Here is a 16,532-nt window from a genome sequence, read left to right as displayed (position 1 = left end):
TCGATGACATGTTCGACGCCAGCAGCACCACAGCACCCGTCGCCGCCCCGGCGCCCGAGAAGCCCGCCGGTCGCGAGCGCCCCAGCAGGCCCCAGGCGGTCCTCGAGGTGATCAGCAAGGAACGGGTGAGCCCGCAGATGGTGCGGGTGCGCCTGGGCGGGGACGGCCTGGCGGACCTGCGCTACAACGACGCCACCGACAGCTACGTGAAGCTGCTCATCGCCGCCCCCGGCAGCGGCCTGCTCCCGCCCTACGACCTCGAGGGCCTGCGCGAGCACAGCCCCGAGCTGCTGCCCGCCCGCCGCACCTACACCGTGCGCCGGTGGGACCTGGAGGCCGGCTTCGTCGAGATCGACTTCGTGCTGCACGGCACCGGGGAGGACGCCGGCATCGCCGCCCGCTGGGCCGACGAGGCCCTGCCCGGGGACCGCATCGCGATGATGGGCGCCGGCGGCGGGTACTCCCCGCAGCCCGACTCCGCCTTCCACCTGCTGCTCGGCGACCACAGCGCCCTGCCGGCCATGGTCCGCGCGATCGAGGCGATGCCGGCGGACGCGCAGGGCTTCGCCCTGATCCACCTCGACCACGACAGCGACTGCCAGCAGATCTCCGCCCCGGAGGGCTTCGAGGTGCACTGGCTGATCGGCGAGCGGGAGCTGCTGCTGGCGCAGCTGCGTCTGCTCGAGCTGCCCGACCCGGCGGGCATCCAGGTCTTCGCCCACGGCGAGCGCGGCGTCATCAAGCAGATCCGCCGCGAGCTCAAGGAGCTCGGCATCCCCCGCGAGAGCATCTCCATCAGCGCCTACTGGGCCCTGGGACGCGTCGAGGACCAGTTCCAGGCCGAGAAGCGCGAGCCCGTCGGCCAGATCGACGACTGAGGGTGGAGCCTCCCAGCCCGGACCTGGTCGTCGGCGAGGACGGGCTGTCCCGCCCCCTGTGGGCCTGCCGCCACGACGACCTGCGGGAGTACTACGACACCGAGTGGGGCATGCCCGTGCGCACCGAGCAGGGCGTGTTCGAGAGGCTGAGCCTCGAGGGCTTCCAGTCCGGCCTCTCCTGGGCGACGATCCTGCGACGCCGCGAGGGGTTCCGGCGCGCCTTCGCCGGCTTCGACGTCGACGCCGTCGCCGCCTTCGGCGCGCAGGACGTCGAGCGCCTGCTGGCCGATGCCGGGATCATCCGCCACCGCGGCAAGATCGAGGCGACCATCTCCAACGCCCGCGCCGCCATCGCGCTGCGCACCCAGGAGGGTCTCGGCGCCGCCGGCGACCTGCCCGCCGGCTCGACCCTCGCCGACCTCGTGTGGTCCTACCGGCCCGCCCGGACCCCGCGACCGGTCCGCGCCGCCGAGGTGCCGACCACGAGCCCCGAGTCCGCGGCGCTGGCGAAGGAGCTGCGCCGCCGGGGATTCCGCTTCGTCGGCCCCACCACGATGTTCGCCCTGATGGAGGCGCTGGGCATCGTCGACACCCATCTGGTCGGCTCCCACCGGCGCGGCAGCTCCGGCGTGTGGGAGTGAGCAGCGCCCGGGCGGCGGCTCCCGCCCGGCGGATCGGCGTGGACCTGGCCCGCACCGCGGCGCTCGTGCTGATGGTGATCGCCCACGTCGCGCCGGGCGACGGGCCCGGCCGCATCCTGCTCGTCTCGGAGTTCCTCACCGCGCCGCTGTTCGCCCTGCTCGTGGGCGCGGGCGCCCAGCTGGGGGAGGACGGGGCGCGCCCGCACCGGGCGCTGCGATCCCTGGTGCGGGCGCTGTGCCTGATCGTCGTGGGGGCCGTGCTCGCCCGGTCCTCGGCGCAGGTGGTGATCGTGCTGGTGCACCTCGGGGTGCTGACGGCGCTGTGCATCCCCCTGGTCCGCGGCCGCACCCGCACCCTGGCCGGGCTGCTGCCGCTCGTGCTCGCCGCGGCATGCCTGCTGCCGATGCTGCACCGCGCCGCCCTCGCCGGGGCCGGGGCCGACACCCCGATCGGCGCGCTGCCGGTCCGCGCCCTCGCGCTCGCCGGCGGGGAGGGCCCGTACCGTCTCGCCGCGATGGCCGCCTGCGCGCTCACGGGCATCCTGCTGATCCGCCTCCTGACCTCCCGGCCGCGCGGAGCCGGGCCCGTCCTCCTCGCGGGCGCCGGAGCGCTCGGCGCGTTCGCCGCCCTCGTGATCGCCCCGAACCTGCTGGGGATCTTCGCGGTCCACGCCTACGGCGGCACCCCCGCCGAGATCACCGGCGATCTCGCCGGGGCCGCGGGCGTGCTGCTGCTGTGCTGGGGCGCGGCCGATCTCGCGCCGCGCGCTCTCGGCCTGCTCGCGCTGCCGGGGACCATGTCGCTGAGCCTGTACACGGGGCAGGTCGTGGTGCTCCACGCGTACTCGGTCCTCGCCGACGGACGGCGGGACGACTCCTGGCCGATGCTCCTGGGCCTCCTGCTGGCCGGGGCCCTCCTGGTCGCGCTGTGGCGGCGGTTCGCGGCGCGGGCCACCACCGCCCGCGGCCCCCTCGAAGGCCTCGTGGGCCTCGCCGAGAGCGCCGCGCTCCGCCTTCGCTCCCGCGAGGGGGCATCGGCGCGCTGAGCAGGAGCATCGGCCCCAGGTGCCGGTCGGGAGCCACACGAGGACACATTCCTTGGGCTGCGGCGCCCGGGCGACGCACGATGAATCGTCCATCAGCACTCGCCGCGGGAGGTCCCCATGAGCACGTCGGTCAGCAACGGGTACTCGAGCACCGCGCAGACCCATGCCGGATACGAGCCGGAGGGCCCGCACCGGTCCATCGCCGTGCCCGTCCACTCCACCACCGCCTACGCGGCGGAGTCCTTCCAGCAGCTGAAGGACCTCTTCGCCCGCAAGCGCGACGGCTACGCCTACTCCCGCTCGGGCAACCCCACCACCTGCGTGCTCGAGCGTCGCGTCGCCGAGCTCGAGGGCGGCATCGGCGCGATCGCCGTCGCCTCCGGGCAGGCCGCCGTCGCCGTGGGCGTGCTGGGGCTCCTCACCCCCGGGGACCACCTCGTCGCCGCCACCCGCCTGTACGGGGGAACGGTCGAGTTCTTCGACGACTCCCTGGCCGACTTCGGCGCCACCTGGACCGGTGCGGACCCCTGGGACCTCGAGGCCGTCGCCGCCGCCTTCACCGACCGCACCCGCGTGCTGTTCGTCGAGTCCATCGCGAACCCGGGCGCCCAGCTGGCCGACATCGCCGCCCTGGCGGAGATCGCCCACGCCCGCGACGCCGTGCTCGTGGTCGACAACACCGTCGCGAGCCCCGCCCTGCTGCGCCCCGGCGCCCTGGGCGCCGACGTCGTCATCCACTCCGCCACCAAGTACCTCGGCGGGCACGGCGCGGCCCTGGCCGGGATCGTCGTGGACACCGGGCGCTTCGACCCGCGCCGATGTCCGCAGCTGTTCCCCCGCATCACCGGACACAACGAGCGCTTCGGCGTGACCTTCGCCGACGAGTACGAGCGCGGCGGCTCGGGCTACCTCGCCTACGCCCGCGCCAAGTACCTCACCGACTTCGGCGCCTCCCTGCCGGCCGCCAGCGCGTCCCTGCTGCTGACCGGCATCGAGACCCTCGACCTGCGCATGGATCGCATCTGCGCGAGCACCGCGCACCTCGCCGCCGCGCTGCGCGAGCACCCCCTGGTCACGCGGGTGCACCACCCCTCCTCTCCGGGCCGGCCCGATGCCCATATCGCCCGGCGCGACTTCCCGCGCGGCACCTCCGGCGTCTTCGCCATCGACCTCGCCGGCGGGGAGAAGGCCGCAGAGGCCTTCCTGGACGCCCTCGAGCTGATCACCCTCGCCGTGAACATCGGCGACTCCCGCTCCCTCGCCGTCCACCCCGGCAGCACCACCCACTGCCACCTGACCCCGGCCCAGCTCGCGGCGTGCGGCGTCACGGAGGGGACGGTGCGGCTGTCCATCGGCCTCGAGGACCCGGCCGACCTCCTCGCCGATCTCGAGCAGGCGCTCTCGGCAGCGGCCGCGGTCGCGGTGTCCGAGCCCGCGCCGAGCCCGGAGGTCTCGACCGTCGGCGCCTGAACCCTCCCGTCGGCGCGTCCGGCGGAGTAGCGTCGGAGCGGCAGCAGCCGCCGACGCCGGAGGAGCCCGAGAATGTCCGATCACCTTCCGCCCCTGCCCGAGGACGACATCCGGTCGGTGCTGTGCATCGTCGCCCACCCCGACGACATGGAGTACGGCGCCTCCGCCGCGGTCCACGCCTGGACGCAGGCCGGGGTGCGCGTGTCGTACCTGCTCATGACCGCGGGGGAGGCCGGCATGGCGGAGGCCCCCGAGGTCATCGCCCCGCTGCGGGCCCGGGAGCAGCGCGCCGCCTGCGACACGGTGGGCGTGGGCGAGCTGCGGATCCTCGGCCATCCCGACGGGATGCTCGAACCGGGCCTCGACCTGCGCCGAGACGTCGCGCGCACCGTCCGCGACCTGCGCCCCGACCTCGTGCTCACGGCGAACTTCGACCTCGAGGCCTACGGCGGGCTGAACCAGGCCGACCATCGGGCCACCGGCCTCGCCGCGGTCGACGGCGTGCGCGACGCCGCGAACCCGTGGGTGTTCCGCGAGCTCGGCACCGCCGGGCTCGCGCCGTGGAGCGCCCGCGCCCTGCTCATCGTCGGGCACGAACGGCCCACCCACGCCAAGCCGGTCTCCGCGGCCGACGTCGACACCGCCGTGGCGTCCCTGCACTGCCACGCCGCCTATCTCGAGCACGTCTCCGGCCATCCCGCGCCCGAGGACCTCATCCCCCCGATCCTGCGCGCCGGCGGGGAGGCCGCGGGGACCGAGCATGCCGTGACCTTCCGCGTGCACGACCTGGGCGGCCTCGGCGGAAGCACGTGAGGATCACTCCTCGTCGACGTCCTCCGGGGTGAACAGGAGGTCCGGGCGGCGGGAGTCGATCAGCTCGCGCAGCGCACGACCGTGGCGCAGGTCCCCGGTCCAGATCGTGAACTCGCCGCCGTGCTCGGGGATCAGGTCGCGCGCGTCCCCGCGGGCCGCGATGCCCACGAGGTCGTCCCAGGCGACCGCGCGCACCGCACCGGCCACCCGCACGCTGATGCCCTGCTCGCCGGCCCGGACCCGCAGGTCCCACGGCGCGCCGGTGAGGAGACGGCGGGAGAACGTGCGGCCGGACACCTCCTCCTCGTCGTCGAAGACCTCGCAGGAGCGGTCGGGGATCCCCGGCAGCAGCGGATGGTCCGGATCCTCCTCCGGGTCGCCGGGGACGACCATGACCAGGGTGCGGAGCCCGCGGTCCGTCATCTCCTGCAGCTGGGGCGCGCTCACCGCCCGCACCGCGCTCTCGACCTCGTCCGCCGTGCGGGGCTCACTGCCGCGCAGCAGGCCGACGGCCTGGTCGAGCAGGAAGTCCGGGGCCGATGCCGGTTCCCGCAAGATGCGGGCGATCCTCTCCTGCACCAGCTCGAGCTCCTCGGCGCAGGGGCCTGTCGCGGCGAGGTCCTGCAGGACGCGATAGGAGTGCTGGGCGATCTCGTCGGTGCGCTGGGCATCCCCGTCGACGACGATGCCCACCAGCACCTTCCCCTCCGGCGCCCAGGTCAGATCGCACTCGACCCCGTAGGCGAGGCCTCGGTCGTGCCGGAGCGTCTCGCGCAGGCGCGCCAGGAGAACCTCCTGCAGCACGAGGCCGGACTCGTCATCGGGCACCTCGATCGAGAAGCAGACCGCGGGGGACTCCTCGCGCAGCAGCATCGGCAGCTCCCAGATGGGTGCGGCCGGGCGCGGATCGTCGGCCGGCGGCCCTTCGGGCAGGTCCAGGCGCAGCCCCTCGGGCAGGGGCCCGGTCAGGGACAGCGCCGCATTGCCGCGGACAAGGAAGCGGCGCACGAACGTCTCGATCCGGGCGAACGAGGTCTCGGAGGCGGGCACGCCTCCGACGCCGACGAGCCCCGGTCCTCGCATGCCGTACCGGGTCACCGCCATCGACCCCAGCGCGGGGTGCACGCAGGAGGACGCCTCGATGGTGACGATCCTGGCCTCGTGCTCCAGGCGATGTGCGGGCAGGTCCCGGATCCGGGCGCAGACCTCCTGGAGGAAGCGGGCCACCTCGGAGGGCGTGCCGGCCACGTCGAAGCGCAGCGTCTGTCCGGTGACGCTGCCGTTGATCTCGTGGGCACCGCGCGTCACCTCCGACAGCACCAGATGCTCCACGAGGTGCGGCACCTGCTGGTCGCGGAAGGTCGCCATGGACGCTCCGGCGCGGAAGACGAGGGATGCGCGCAGCAGTCCCGGTGCCTCGGTGATGAGGACCGGCACCCCGTCGAGGGAGGTTCGGATCATGGCCGCATCGTCGCACGCCGGCGCCGTCCTCGGAGGGGTGTCCGGGAGGGCGGCCCCGCCGGACCGGAGGGCCGGCTGCTGCGGCTCAGCCTGCCCGCCGCACCGCCTCCGCGTACTCGTCCAGCACCGCGAGGATCCCGGTGTGCTGCCACACGCGGCCGCGGCTGCGACCGGTGCGCTCGGTGAGGACGCCCGCCTCGGTCAGCTGCGCGAGGGCGCGCTGCGCCGTCATGGCGCTGGTGCCCAGCGCCTCGCGGACGAAGGCGGCGTTCACGATCGGCTGCCCCACCAGCAGCGGCAGCAGGCGGAAGGCGAAGGCGTGCCGCCGCAGGCCGCCCAGCCGCTCCCGCGAGACCTCGAGCTGCTCGGCGAGGTCGTCGACCAGGGTCCCGCCGGTCGCAGCGGCGTAGCGGGCGGCGCCGGCGAACTCCTCGACCACCGGGCGGGCATCCCCCGCGCGGAACGCCTCCAGGGAGGCGACGTAGCCCTCGAGGTCGGTGAGAAGTCCCGCGGAGACCGGCGCGGTGGTCCGGGTGACCAGGCTCTTCCCGTGGATCATGGCGTGCACGAGGGCCCGCCCGGTGCGGCCGTTCCCGTCGGTGAAGGGGTGGATCGTCTCGAACTGGGCGTGCGCGATCGCGGCATGGACCAGCACCGGCAGATCCTCGCGGCCGATGAAGGCGACGAGATCCGCGAGAGCCGCCGGGACGTCCTCGGCCTCGGGGGCGATGTGCGCGGCGCCGCGGGGGCTGGCTCCGCTGCGTCCCACCCACACCAGCTGCTCCCGCAGCCGCCCGCCGTCAGGCGCCTGCGGGGAGGCCATCAGCTCCGCGTGCATCTGCAGGATCGCATCGAGGTCGAGCCGGTCCGCCAGGCGCAGCGCCGCCTCCATGGTGCGCACGTTGGCGACGACGGTGAGGGCGTTGGCGCTGGAGGACTCCTCGAGCTCGGCCAGCGCCAGCTGGCGGGCCCCGACGGTGAGGTCCTCGATCTGCGAGGAGGAGGCGGATTCGGTGCGCAGCAGCACCGAGCTCATCGGGCCGATGGCCTGGCTGTCCGGGCCCAGCACCGCCGCGCTGTGGGCGTCGAAGGCGACCAGGGCCGCCTCCGCATCGGCGACGTCCGCGGCGAGGTCCGAGGGCAGCGCCAGGGCGAGATCTGCCAGGGGCGCGGGGACGGTCGCCTCGTAGGCCCCGGTGCCGCGGGCGCGGGCGGCCCGTGAGGTCAGGCCGTCCTCGGGCACCCGCCACGTGCCGGGGCGCCGCCCCACGGCGGGGACGGGCAGCGGCAGGACGGCCGGCGGAGGAAGCGTGACCATGCGCCCCAGTCTAGTAACACTTTTTGCGAAAGTGTGATCAGTGGGGGCGGCGAGTCACGCTTCCGGTGCGCGGTGCGTCGTCCTGCGCCCTCCGGGCTGCTGGCGCGGCGTCCCTCGCGCGGCGCGTGCTCGGGGCCCGGCTTTCCGGGGCGCGCTCGGGGTCTCTCCATCCGGCGCGCTCGGGGTCCCACCGTCCGGCCCCATCGTCGGCGCCCGCGAGATGTCATTCTGCGTCGCGTGAACGGGGGTTCACGCGACGCAGAATGACATCTCGCGAAGGAGTGCGAGCGCCTGGGGTGCGAGGGACACCGGAGCGAGGGGCGCCCGGGGTGCGGGGGAGCCCGGAGCCCGGCGCGCGGCGCGTGCCCGCAGCGCGGGCGGGCGTGCGCAGGGTCAGCGGGCGGCGTCCTCGCCGTCCGCGTCCCCCTCGCCGATGCCCAGGCGCTCCAGCTCCTCGGAGACGATCTTCGGATCCAGCTTGGTGAAGATCGGCGTGGGCTTCGCGACGGGAGCGCCCACGGTGACGGGGCGGTGGCCCCAGGCCGGGGTCCCGGAGTAGTCCCCGGTGATGATCGGGTACGCAGGACCGCCGTCGAGGTCCTCGACCTCCTCCATGCGCGGCAGCGGCGCGATCACGCGGTCGCCGCCGAGGGCCTTCTCGACCTGGTTGGCCGAATGCGGCAGGAAGGGGGCGAGCATCGTGTTGAGGTCCGTGACGGCCTGGGCCAGGACGTGCAGCACCGTGAGCAGGCGCGGACGCTGCTCCTCGGACTTCATCTTGAACGGCTCGGTCTCCGAGACGTAGCGGTTGGCCTCGCTCACCAGGCGCATCGCCTCGGCGATCGCCGCGCGCTGGCGGTGGGTGCGGATCAGCTCGCCGACGGTGGAGAAGCCCTGGCCGATGGTCCCCAGCAGCTCGCGGTCGCGATCGGTCAGCTCGCCGGCCGCCGGGATCTCCCCGACGTTCTTGGCGATCATCGCGGCCGTGCGGTTGACGAGGTTGCCCCAGCCGGCGACGAGCTCGTTGTTGGTGCGGGAGACGAAGTCCTCCCAGGTGAAGTCCGCGTCCTGGTTCTCGGGGCCGGCGGCGCAGATGAAATAGCGCAGCGCATCGGGCTGGTAGCGCGACAGGACGTCGCGGACGTAGATGACCACGCCCTTGGAGCTGGAGAACTTCTTGCCCTCCATGGTGAGGAACTCGCTGGAGACCACCTCGGTGGGCAGGTTCAGCTCGCCGAAGGCGCCCGGCTCCCCGCCCTTGTCGCCCTTGCCGTTCTGGGCGAGCATCTCCGCCGGCCAGATCTGCGAGTGGAAGACGATGTTGTCCTTGCCCATGAAGTAGTAGGACAGGGCCTCCGGGTCGTTCCACCACTTGCGCCACAGGTCCGGATCGCCCTGGCGGCGCGCCCACTCCACCGAGGCGGAGAGGTAGCCGATCACCGCGTCGAACCACACGTACAGGCGCTTGGTGGGCTGGTCCTCCCAGCCCGGCACCGGGATGCCCCAGTCGATGTCCCGGGTCATCGCGCGGGGGCGGATGTCCTCGAGGATGTTCTGGCTGAAGCGGATCACGTTGGGGCGCCACAGGCCGGTGGCCTCGCGCTCGTCGAGCCAGCGGCCCAGCTCGCCGGCCAGCGCCGGCAGGTCCAGGAAGTAGTGCGTCGTCTCGACGAACTCCGGCGTCTCCCCGTTGATGCGGGAGACGGGATCGATGAGGTCGGTGGGGTCGAGCTGGTTGCCGCAGGTGTCGCACTGGTCGCCGCGGGCGCCGCCGGCCCCGCAGATCGGGCAGGTGCCCTCGATGTAGCGGTCCGGAAGGGTGCGGCCCGTGGACGGCGAGATCGCGCCCTTGGTCGTCCTCTCGATCATGTAGCCGTTCTCGTGCACCGCCACGAACATCTCCTGCACCACGGCGTAGTGGTTGCGGGTGGTGGTGCGGGTGAACAGGTCGTAGGACAGTCCCAGCTGGACGAGGTCCTCGACGATCACGCGGTTGTTGCGATCGGCCAGCTCGCGGGCCGAGATGCCCTCGGAGTCCGCGGCGACGAGGATCGGGGTCCCGTGCTCGTCGGTGCCCGAGACCATGAGCACGTCGTGGCCCGCCATGCGCATGTACCGCGAGAAGACGTCGGAGGGGACGCCGAACCCGGCGACATGGCCGATGTGGCGGGGACCGTTGGCGTACGGCCAGGCGACCGCGGACAGGACTGTGCTCATGGTGGACCAGTCTACGGACTCGCGGCGGGGCCTCGCGCACGGCTCCGGCCGCGCCGCCGAGGAAAATCGGATGCACCCGGGCGCGGCGGCCGGATAGCGTCGCGGCCATGACGACCAGATCCGTGATCTCCGCCCTCGCGCGGCCCCGCGTGCGCCGCTGAGGCGGCCGCACCCCCAGATCGTCCTGCCGCCTCCCGCTCCGTCCATCGCTCCGGCGCCCGGGAAGGCACCCCCATGTCCACCACCCTCCGTTCCTCTCTGCCCTCGCACCGCTCCGCCCACCTTCGGGCCGATGACCTGCGGCTCGTCCGCGACGGCCGCGTCCTGCTCGAGGGGCTGACCTGCACGGTCCCCGCGGGACGGCGCCTCGCCGTCGTCGGCGAGAACGGCCGCGGCAAGACGACCCTGCTCGAGACCCTCGCCGGGCTGCGCGATCCCGACGCGGGCACCATCGAGCGCCACGGGAGCCTCGCCCTGGTGCGCCAGACGCTCCCGGCCCTCACGGCCGATGCGCGCCGGCGCACCGTCGGCGATCTCACGGCGCAGCTGCTGTCCCGGCCCCGAGCCGCCCTCGACGAGCTCGACGCCGCGGCCCTCGCCCTCGTCGAGGACGCCTCGGCCGCGGCCGCCGCCCGGTACGACGACGCCCTCGCCGAGGCGACCCGGCTCGATGCCTGGGACGCGCCGCGGCGCCTGGAGGTCGCCCTCGAGGAGCTCGGGGCCGTCCACCCGCCGCAGCGACGGCTCGGCGAGCTCTCCGTGGGCCAGCGGTACCGCATCCGCCTGGCCGGGGTGCTCGCGGCCCGCGAGGATCTGCTGCTGCTGGACGAGCCCGGCAACCATCTGGACGACCGCGGCCTCGATCACCTGGCCCGGGCCCTGCACGAGCACGAGGGGGCGGCCGTCCTCGTCTCCCACGACCGCACCCTGCTGGCCGAGGTCGCCACCGCGTTCCTGGACCTGGACCCCACCGCCGGCGGCATCCCGCTGCAGGTGGGCGGCGGCATCGGGACGTGGCGTGCCGAGCGCCGCCGAGCCCGGGCCGCCTGGGAGGACGCCTACGCCCGTCAGCAGGACGAGCAGCGGCGCCTTGCCGAGCAGGCGCAGCGTGCCCGGGACCGGCTGACCACCGGGTGGAGGCCCGAGAAGGGCACCGGCCGGCATCAGCGCGCCTCCCGCGCCCCCGGGGTCGTGCGGGCGATGAACGAGCGCATCGCCCGCCTCGAGGAGCATCGGCTCGACGTCCCTCCGCCGCCGGCCCGGCTGGTCCTCGCGCCCTCGGGGACGCGGGCAGGGGCCCCGCTGCTGCGCGCGGACGGAGCGGGCGTGCGGGGAGACGGACCGCGGCCGCGGCTGCAGGGGCTGGACCTGCGCCTGGCGGGCGGGGACCGGCTCCTGCTGGTCGGCCCCAACGGGGCCGGGAAGTCGACCGCCCTCGGCCTGCTCTCGGGCCGCATCGCCCCGGACGAGGGGGAGGTGCGCGTGCTCGGCGGTGCCCGCATCGGCGAGCTGCGGCAGGAGCACGGCCCGGAGGCGGCGGCGCACCGCGGCCCGGAGGCGGCGGCGCACCGCGGCCCGGAGGCGGCGGCGCAGGACGCGCCGGGCAGCCCGGGGGAGCGGCGGCGCCGGGAGCTCGCCCGCCTGTTCGCCGAGCGCCCCGACGTGCTGCTGCTGGACGAGCCCACCAACCACCTGGGGCCGGCCGGCGTCGACGACCTGGTCGCGGCCCTCGCCGACCACCCCGCCGCGGTGGTGCTCGCCACGCACGATCGGCATCTGCTGGAGGTCCTGTCCACGTGGCCGCGCCGCCAGGTCACAGAAGGGGAACTCGGGCAGACGAGCAGCCCTCCCGGGCCGCGCGGATGACAGACTTCCGCCACCGACGTCCGTCCCGCGCCGTCCCCGCCCGATCCCCGAGGAAATCCATGCCCCGCGTGCACACCAGCCAGATCTACCTCCCGGGAGCCGCCTCGGCGCCCGGCCGCCACGAGTACGACGTCGCCGAGCTGCGCGCCTTCTTCGGCGGCGAGGACGCGCTCGAGGACGACAGCGTGCTCATGTCGGCCACGCCCAAGGACAGCGACGTGATCCGTCCGCTCCCGCTGCGCCCGCACGGGGCGAGCCTGAGCTACGAGCACATCCCGCGGCGCGGCTTCTCTCTGTCCTGGCAGCGACCGGAGAAGGACGGCGTGGCCCGCCCCCTCCTGCTGAGCGTCGGCCGCCAGGAGATGCTGCAGGTCTTCCAGCAGAAGGAGAACCAGGCGCACGTGCCGCTGGGCACCTGCATCCCCGGGCACAAGGCGTTCCGGGTGGTCGAGGACTTCGCCTCCGATCCCGAACGACCCAGCGGGATCGTCGAATGGGTCGAGGCCGGGCAGCTCGACTGGCCGGAGGCCTTCGGGGACTGAGCCCCGATTCCCCGGCGGCGGGGCCGCGCGCGGACCATACTGGTCGGCACGAAGGCACCGATCCGATCAGGGGTGATCGCCGATGGACGAGCACGGTCGCAGCGCCGGGCGCGGCCGGCGGGCCGCGCGGCGGCAGCCGGCGGTGACCGCCCGCTACCGGACCTCGCGGCCGCGGGATCTCATCGCCGAGGCCGCTGCCGACCGCGCCGACCCGACCCCGGCCGCCCCTCGGGCCGCCGCGCGCCCGAGGGGCGATCAGCCGGTGTCCGATCAGCCGGCGGCCGATCCCCGCACGCCCGAGATCCCGGGCATCGGCCCCCTCGCGCCCGATGCCCGGGAGTTCGATGGTCGGACGCCCGAATCCCAGGCCTCAGATGCTCGGGCCTCCGATGCTCAGGCCTCCGGTGCTCGGTCTTCCGATGCTCAGGCGCCCGATCCTCGGACCTCCGATGCCCAGGCGGCCGTGCGCGGCGGGGCGGAGGTCGAGGAGGGCGCCGTCGACCACGACGCCGCCCCGGCGCGCCGGCGCCACCGCGCTCCGGTGCCGGCCGTGGTCGAACCCGCCCGGGCACCCCACGGCGGAGCGCATCGCGCACCGCGCACTCCCCGCAGCTGGCCCGGCGATCCCGCGGCGGCCTGGGCGGCCGCCGCCGTCGCGGACGGCCCCGAGCTCACGGCGGGGCGCGCCGCCCGGCCGTGCCCTCCGCGCCTGGACACCCTCGAGGAGGTCGCGGCGCACCTGAGCCCCCGGATCACCGGATACCACCTGCGCGCCCTCGTGCTCCTGCTGCCCGGCCTCGTCCTCGGACTGGTGCTCGTGGTCCGGCCCGGGCGGATGGACGCGCTCATGGCCCAGGGGCCGACGGCGGTCGCGGCCTGGGTCCTGTGCCTCGGCCTGGTGCTCGCCGCGCCGGTGTGCTGGCTGGTGGGACGGGCCCTGTTCGAGTCCCGTCTGCGCGCCGCGAGCGAGCGGGCGCTGCGCGACGGGGTGCTGTGCGAGGTGCTGGATCCCGGGGCGTCCCGCCCGGCGGGCTCCGGGTTCGAGGGCCCGCAGATCCTCCTGGAGACGGACCTGGACCCGCAGCGCGCCGCCCGCATCCGCCAGGCGCTGGCGTCCTACGCGAGGGCCGAGGGGGCCCATCGCGCCTTCGAGGCCGGGCCGGGCGAGGTGGCCCGCTCGGTGCTGACATCGGCCGAGCTGTTCGGACCGCAGGCGGCCGGCGGCTACCTGGCGCGCGGGGCCGGCCTCGAGGCCGGAGCCTGGGCCCTGGTCCTGCCGGCGGAGGCGCCGCTGGACCCCGCCGCACCGTACGGGGACGCGACGCTGATCGCCGTCACCGATCCGCCGCAGGGCTCGGCCTGGGACCGCCTGTGAGCCGTCGCGGCGCGGCGCAGGCGCGCGAGGGGCGGCGGTGCGGGCGCGAGGGGCGGCGGTGCGGGCGCGCGAGGGCGGTCCGCATCCCGGGCACGGGAGGGACGACGACGCGCGCCCCCGACAGCCCCGATACCCTGGCCCCATGAGCACCGAAGGCCTCGCCGCAGCACAGCAGAAGATGACCGACGCCGGCGTTCCGCAGACCGCCATCGACGTCTTCTCCCACTACTACGCCCAGCTCGAGGACGGCACCACCGGCTCGATCCCCGAGGAGACCATCGAGCCCTACCTCGACCCGCCGAAGCTCGACGACGTGACCATCGATCCCTTCGCCGCCAAGGAGGTGTTCGACAAGCTCGCGATCATCAACCTCAACGGAGGCCTAGGCACCTCCATGGGCATGGACCGGGCCAAGTCGCTGCTCCCTGTCCGCGACGGGAAGAGCTTCCTGGAGATCATCGTCGAGCAGGTGCTCGCCGCGCGTCGCGCGACCGGTGCGCGCCTGCCGCTGGTGTTCATGAACTCCTTCCGCACCCGGGAGGACACCCTCGAGGTCCTCTCGCGGTACCCGGACCTGCCCGTGGGCGACCTGCCGCTGGACTTCCTGCAGAACAAGGAGCCCAAGCTCCGCGCCGACGACCTCACGCCCGTCGAGCACCCCGCCGATCCCGACCTCGAGTGGTGCCCGCCCGGCCACGGCGACATCTACACGGCCCTGCAGACCTCGGGACTGCTGCAGCAGCTGCTGGACGCCGGATTCCGCTACGCCTCGGTCTCCAACTCCGACAACCTCGGCACCGTCCCCAACCCCGTGATCGCCGCATGGTTCGCGGGCACCGGCGCGCCCTATGCGGCAGAGCTGTGCCGCCGCACCGCCGCGGACCGCAAGGGCGGCCACCTGGCGGTCCGGAAGTCCGACGGCCGGCTGATCCTGCGCGACACCGCGCAGACGCCCGAGGACCAGATGCACTTCTTCACCGACGAGCACCGCCACCCGTTCTTCCACACCAACAACCTGTGGTTCGACCTCGAGCAGGTCGCGGCGATCCTCGCCGAGCGCGACGGGGTGATGGGCCTGCCGCTGATCCGCAACGAGAAGACCGTCGACCCGGCCGACAAGACCAGCACGAAGGTCTACCAGATCGAATCCGCCATGGGCGCGGCGATCGAGGTCTTCGACGGCGCCACCGCGATCGTCGTGGACCGCTCGCGCTTCCTCCCGGTCAAGGCCACCAGCGACCTGCTGCTGGTGCGCTCGGACGCCTACGAGCTCGACGAGCGGATGGCGCTGGTCCAGCAGGTCGAGACGGTCCCGGGAGTCTCCCTCGACGCCGAGCACTACAAGCTGGTGGGCGACTTCGAGGAGCGCTTCGCCGAGGGCGTCCCCTCGCTGCGCGAGGCCGCGTCCCTCACCGTCGAGGGCGATCACCGCTTCGGCGCGGGCGTCGTCGCCACGGGCGATGCGCGCGTCACCGCCGACGACCCGGCGGAGATCCCCGCCGGGACCGTGATCGGCGGCTGACCCCGCCGCGCGGGCCGTCCCCGGGCCGGCCCGCGCGGGCGGCGCGTTCCCGCACGGCAGCAGCCGGCCCGTACGGCAGGAGCCGGCCCGCGCCGGCGCGGCCGGTCAGGTCAGGTGGCGCCAGACCGGGCGGGGGAGGGCCGCGAGGGCCTGCGTGCGGGCGAAACCGGCCTGGTCCAGCAGCTCCAGCCCGTCCTGGGAGGGATCGCGGCGGAACAGATCGGTCTCCGGATCCCGCAGGCGGGTCCACTGGCGGTCGGCGCAGGCGGCGGTGATCTTCCGGCCGGGCACGTCGGACCCGAGGATCGCCTCGGCCATCAGCAGGTTCGCGCAGAGGATCGCGTTGAAGGCGACCGGCTGCGCATCCAGCGGACCGCCGGCCTCCCAGACCCGATAGTGGTCGATCACGGCGTCGACGATCTCCAGGCAGCGGTCGCGGTGCGCAGCATCGCCGGTGACCTCGAACAGCAGCGCCTCCACGCCCAGCGGGACGCCCTGGTTGTAGGTCCACTGGGTGCGGTCGATGGAGCCGTCGAGCTTGACGTTGTCCCAGAACAGCCCGTTGGGGGCGAGCAGGTGCTCGCGCGTCCAGTCCACGCAGCGCAGGGCGAAGTCGAGGTGCTCCTGCTCGCCCGTGATCTGGAACAGCCGGATCCCCAGCTTCGCGGTCGGCATGTTCGAGACCGTGTTGCGGTCGTCGTTCCAGTCGGTCTGGGCCCACCACACGCCGCCGGGCGCGGGATGGCTGGGATCGTCGTCCCATCCCGAGCGCAGCAGGGCGTACACCTCGAGGGCGCGCTCGACGTCGCCGCGCGCCCCGTCGGTGATCAGGTGCTCCTCGACCTCGAGCATCCCGACCCAGGCGTTGTCGTCGTAGAAGTAGTCGCCGTGCGCGCCCTGCTCGGGATCCGTCGCCGAGGCGTAGCCGGGCAGGCCGGTGTCGCCGCCGGCGGCGTGCCAGTAGCGCTCCTGCGCCCGGTCGCGGGAGGCGAGCTGCTCCGCGAGCGAGGCCGGGGCGCCCGGGGCATGGGCGAGCTCGCTGCTCGCGGCGCGGGCCTGCGAGAGCGGCCATTCGTAGGAGTAGGGCGGGTCGTTCTCCCGCACCGGGTGGTGTTCGTGCAGCAGGTCGGTGCCGTCGCCCGCGGCGAAGCGGGACTCGAGCGCGGCGACCGCCGCCAGGGCGCGGTCACGGGCCTCCTGGAGGCCCGGGGCCTCCGGCTCCGGGGCGGCCGCAGCGGGGGTCAGGCCGGCGCCGGCGGCGAGGGCCCCGGCGGCGCCGAGTCCTCCCAGGGCTGCGCGGCGGGACAGGGGACGGGGACGGGACGGGTGGGGCATGCGATCTCCTCGGGAGAGAGCGGTTCGGGCCGCGTCGGTGCGGCCCGA

13 protein-coding genes are annotated in these 16,532 nt (G+C 74.5%); 9 read left to right on the top strand and 4 right to left on the bottom strand.

The annotated features are described in order from the left end of the window. The first annotated feature begins 8 nt into the window (after positions 1-8). The 5 genes from ABD234_RS02095 (at position 9) to ABD234_RS02075 (ending at position 4,848) form a co-directional block, all read left to right on the top strand. Complete coding sequence (locus tag ABD234_RS02095; RefSeq protein WP_038370065.1) at positions 9-878, top strand: siderophore-interacting protein; 870 nt, start codon at positions 9-11, stop codon at positions 876-878. Between the two features lie 2 nt (positions 879-880). Further along, positions 881-1,519, top strand: coding sequence for a DNA-3-methyladenine glycosylase I (locus tag ABD234_RS02090; RefSeq protein WP_038370066.1), 639 nt, complete (start codon positions 881-883; stop codon positions 1,517-1,519). Further along, positions 1,516-2,565 (top strand): DUF418 domain-containing protein, encoded by a 1,050-nt coding sequence (locus ABD234_RS02085; protein WP_156954004.1) that lies wholly within the window; start codon positions 1,516-1,518, stop codon positions 2,563-2,565. The genes ABD234_RS02090 and ABD234_RS02085 overlap by 4 nt, the downstream gene beginning before the upstream one ends. Positions 2,566-2,682: 117 nt before the next feature. After that, positions 2,683-4,035 carry an O-acetylhomoserine aminocarboxypropyltransferase/cysteine synthase family protein gene (locus tag ABD234_RS02080; RefSeq protein ID WP_038370068.1) on the top strand — a complete coding sequence of 451 codons (1,353 nt, stop codon included), beginning with the start codon at positions 2,683-2,685 and terminating at the stop codon, positions 4,033-4,035. Between the two features lie 72 nt (positions 4,036-4,107). After that, positions 4,108-4,848, top strand: coding sequence for a PIG-L deacetylase family protein (locus ABD234_RS02075; RefSeq protein ID WP_038370069.1), 741 nt, complete (start codon positions 4,108-4,110; stop codon positions 4,846-4,848). A 3-nt stretch (positions 4,849-4,851) separates the two neighbouring features. Here ABD234_RS02075 and ABD234_RS02070 read toward each other — a convergent pair whose 3' ends face one another. The 3 genes from ABD234_RS02070 to metG all read right to left on the bottom strand — a co-directional run bounded on the left by ABD234_RS02070 (position 4,852) and on the right by metG (position 9,844). Next, positions 4,852-6,309 carry an insulinase family protein gene (locus ABD234_RS02070; protein WP_038370071.1) on the bottom strand — a complete coding sequence of 486 codons (1,458 nt, stop codon included), beginning with the start codon at positions 6,307-6,309 and terminating at the stop codon, positions 4,852-4,854. 85 nt (positions 6,310-6,394) lie between these two features. After that, on the bottom strand, positions 6,395-7,627 hold the full coding sequence (locus ABD234_RS02065; protein ID WP_038370072.1) for a Fic family protein: 1,233 nt from the start codon (positions 7,625-7,627) through the stop codon (positions 6,395-6,397). Between the two features lie 393 nt (positions 7,628-8,020). Beyond that, positions 8,021-9,844 (bottom strand): methionine--tRNA ligase, encoded by a 1,824-nt coding sequence (gene metG, locus ABD234_RS02060; RefSeq protein WP_038370073.1) that lies wholly within the window; start codon positions 9,842-9,844, stop codon positions 8,021-8,023. A gap of 234 nt (positions 9,845-10,078) precedes the next feature. On the opposite strand from metG, the gene ABD234_RS02055 reads away from it, so the two are divergent. The 4 genes from ABD234_RS02055 (at position 10,079) to ABD234_RS02040 (ending at position 15,149) form a co-directional block, all read left to right on the top strand. Continuing rightward, entirely contained in the window at positions 10,079-11,710 is a 1,632-nt protein-coding gene (locus ABD234_RS02055; RefSeq protein ID WP_051486369.1) for an ATP-binding cassette domain-containing protein, read from the top strand. Between the two features lie 59 nt (positions 11,711-11,769). Then, entirely contained in the window at positions 11,770-12,252 is a 483-nt protein-coding gene (locus tag ABD234_RS02050) for a hypothetical protein (RefSeq protein WP_038370074.1), read from the top strand. Between the two features lie 262 nt (positions 12,253-12,514). Further along, positions 12,515-13,627 carry a hypothetical protein gene (locus tag ABD234_RS02045; protein WP_156954005.1) on the top strand — a complete coding sequence of 371 codons (1,113 nt, stop codon included), beginning with the start codon at positions 12,515-12,517 and terminating at the stop codon, positions 13,625-13,627. A gap of 142 nt (positions 13,628-13,769) precedes the next feature. Beyond that, the gene (locus tag ABD234_RS02040; protein ID WP_038370077.1) at positions 13,770-15,149 is read left to right on the top strand and encodes a UTP--glucose-1-phosphate uridylyltransferase; all 1,380 of its coding nucleotides are present in this window, start codon (positions 13,770-13,772) and stop codon (positions 15,147-15,149) included. Between the two features lie 105 nt (positions 15,150-15,254). On the opposite strand, the gene ABD234_RS02035 is transcribed toward ABD234_RS02040, so the two are convergent. Beyond that, positions 15,255-16,484, bottom strand: coding sequence for a glycoside hydrolase family 76 protein (locus ABD234_RS02035; RefSeq protein WP_038370078.1), 1,230 nt, complete (start codon positions 16,482-16,484; stop codon positions 15,255-15,257). Between the last annotated feature and the right edge of the window lie 48 nt (positions 16,485-16,532).

Source organism: Brachybacterium phenoliresistens (genome assembly GCF_039530785.1).
In the GTDB taxonomy this organism is placed as follows: Bacteria; Actinomycetota; Actinomycetes; order Actinomycetales; family Dermabacteraceae; genus Brachybacterium; species Brachybacterium phenoliresistens.
This window is presented reverse-complemented; position numbering and strand designations above follow the sequence as displayed.

Bases quoted from the DNA above. Each gene is read 5' to 3' on its own strand.
- ABD234_RS02065 (WP_038370072.1), bottom strand. From the start codon at position 7,627: ATGGTCACGCTTCCTCCGCCGGCCGTCCTGCCGCTGCCCGTCCCCGCC.
- ABD234_RS02095 (WP_038370065.1), top strand. From the start codon at position 9: ATGTTCGACGCCAGCAGCACCACAGCACCCGTCGCCGCCCCGGCGCCC.
- ABD234_RS02080 (WP_038370068.1), top strand. From the start codon at position 2,683: ATGAGCACGTCGGTCAGCAACGGGTACTCGAGCACCGCGCAGACCCAT.
- ABD234_RS02055 (WP_051486369.1), top strand. From the start codon at position 10,079: ATGTCCACCACCCTCCGTTCCTCTCTGCCCTCGCACCGCTCCGCCCAC.
- ABD234_RS02035 (WP_038370078.1), bottom strand. From the start codon at position 16,484: ATGCCCCACCCGTCCCGTCCCCGTCCCCTGTCCCGCCGCGCAGCCCTG.
- ABD234_RS02050 (WP_038370074.1), top strand. From the start codon at position 11,770: ATGCCCCGCGTGCACACCAGCCAGATCTACCTCCCGGGAGCCGCCTCG.
- metG (WP_038370073.1), bottom strand. From the start codon at position 9,844: ATGAGCACAGTCCTGTCCGCGGTCGCCTGGCCGTACGCCAACGGTCCC.
- ABD234_RS02040 (WP_038370077.1), top strand. From the start codon at position 13,770: ATGAGCACCGAAGGCCTCGCCGCAGCACAGCAGAAGATGACCGACGCC.
- ABD234_RS02075 (WP_038370069.1), top strand. From the start codon at position 4,108: ATGTCCGATCACCTTCCGCCCCTGCCCGAGGACGACATCCGGTCGGTG.
- ABD234_RS02070 (WP_038370071.1), bottom strand. From the start codon at position 6,309: ATGATCCGAACCTCCCTCGACGGGGTGCCGGTCCTCATCACCGAGGCA.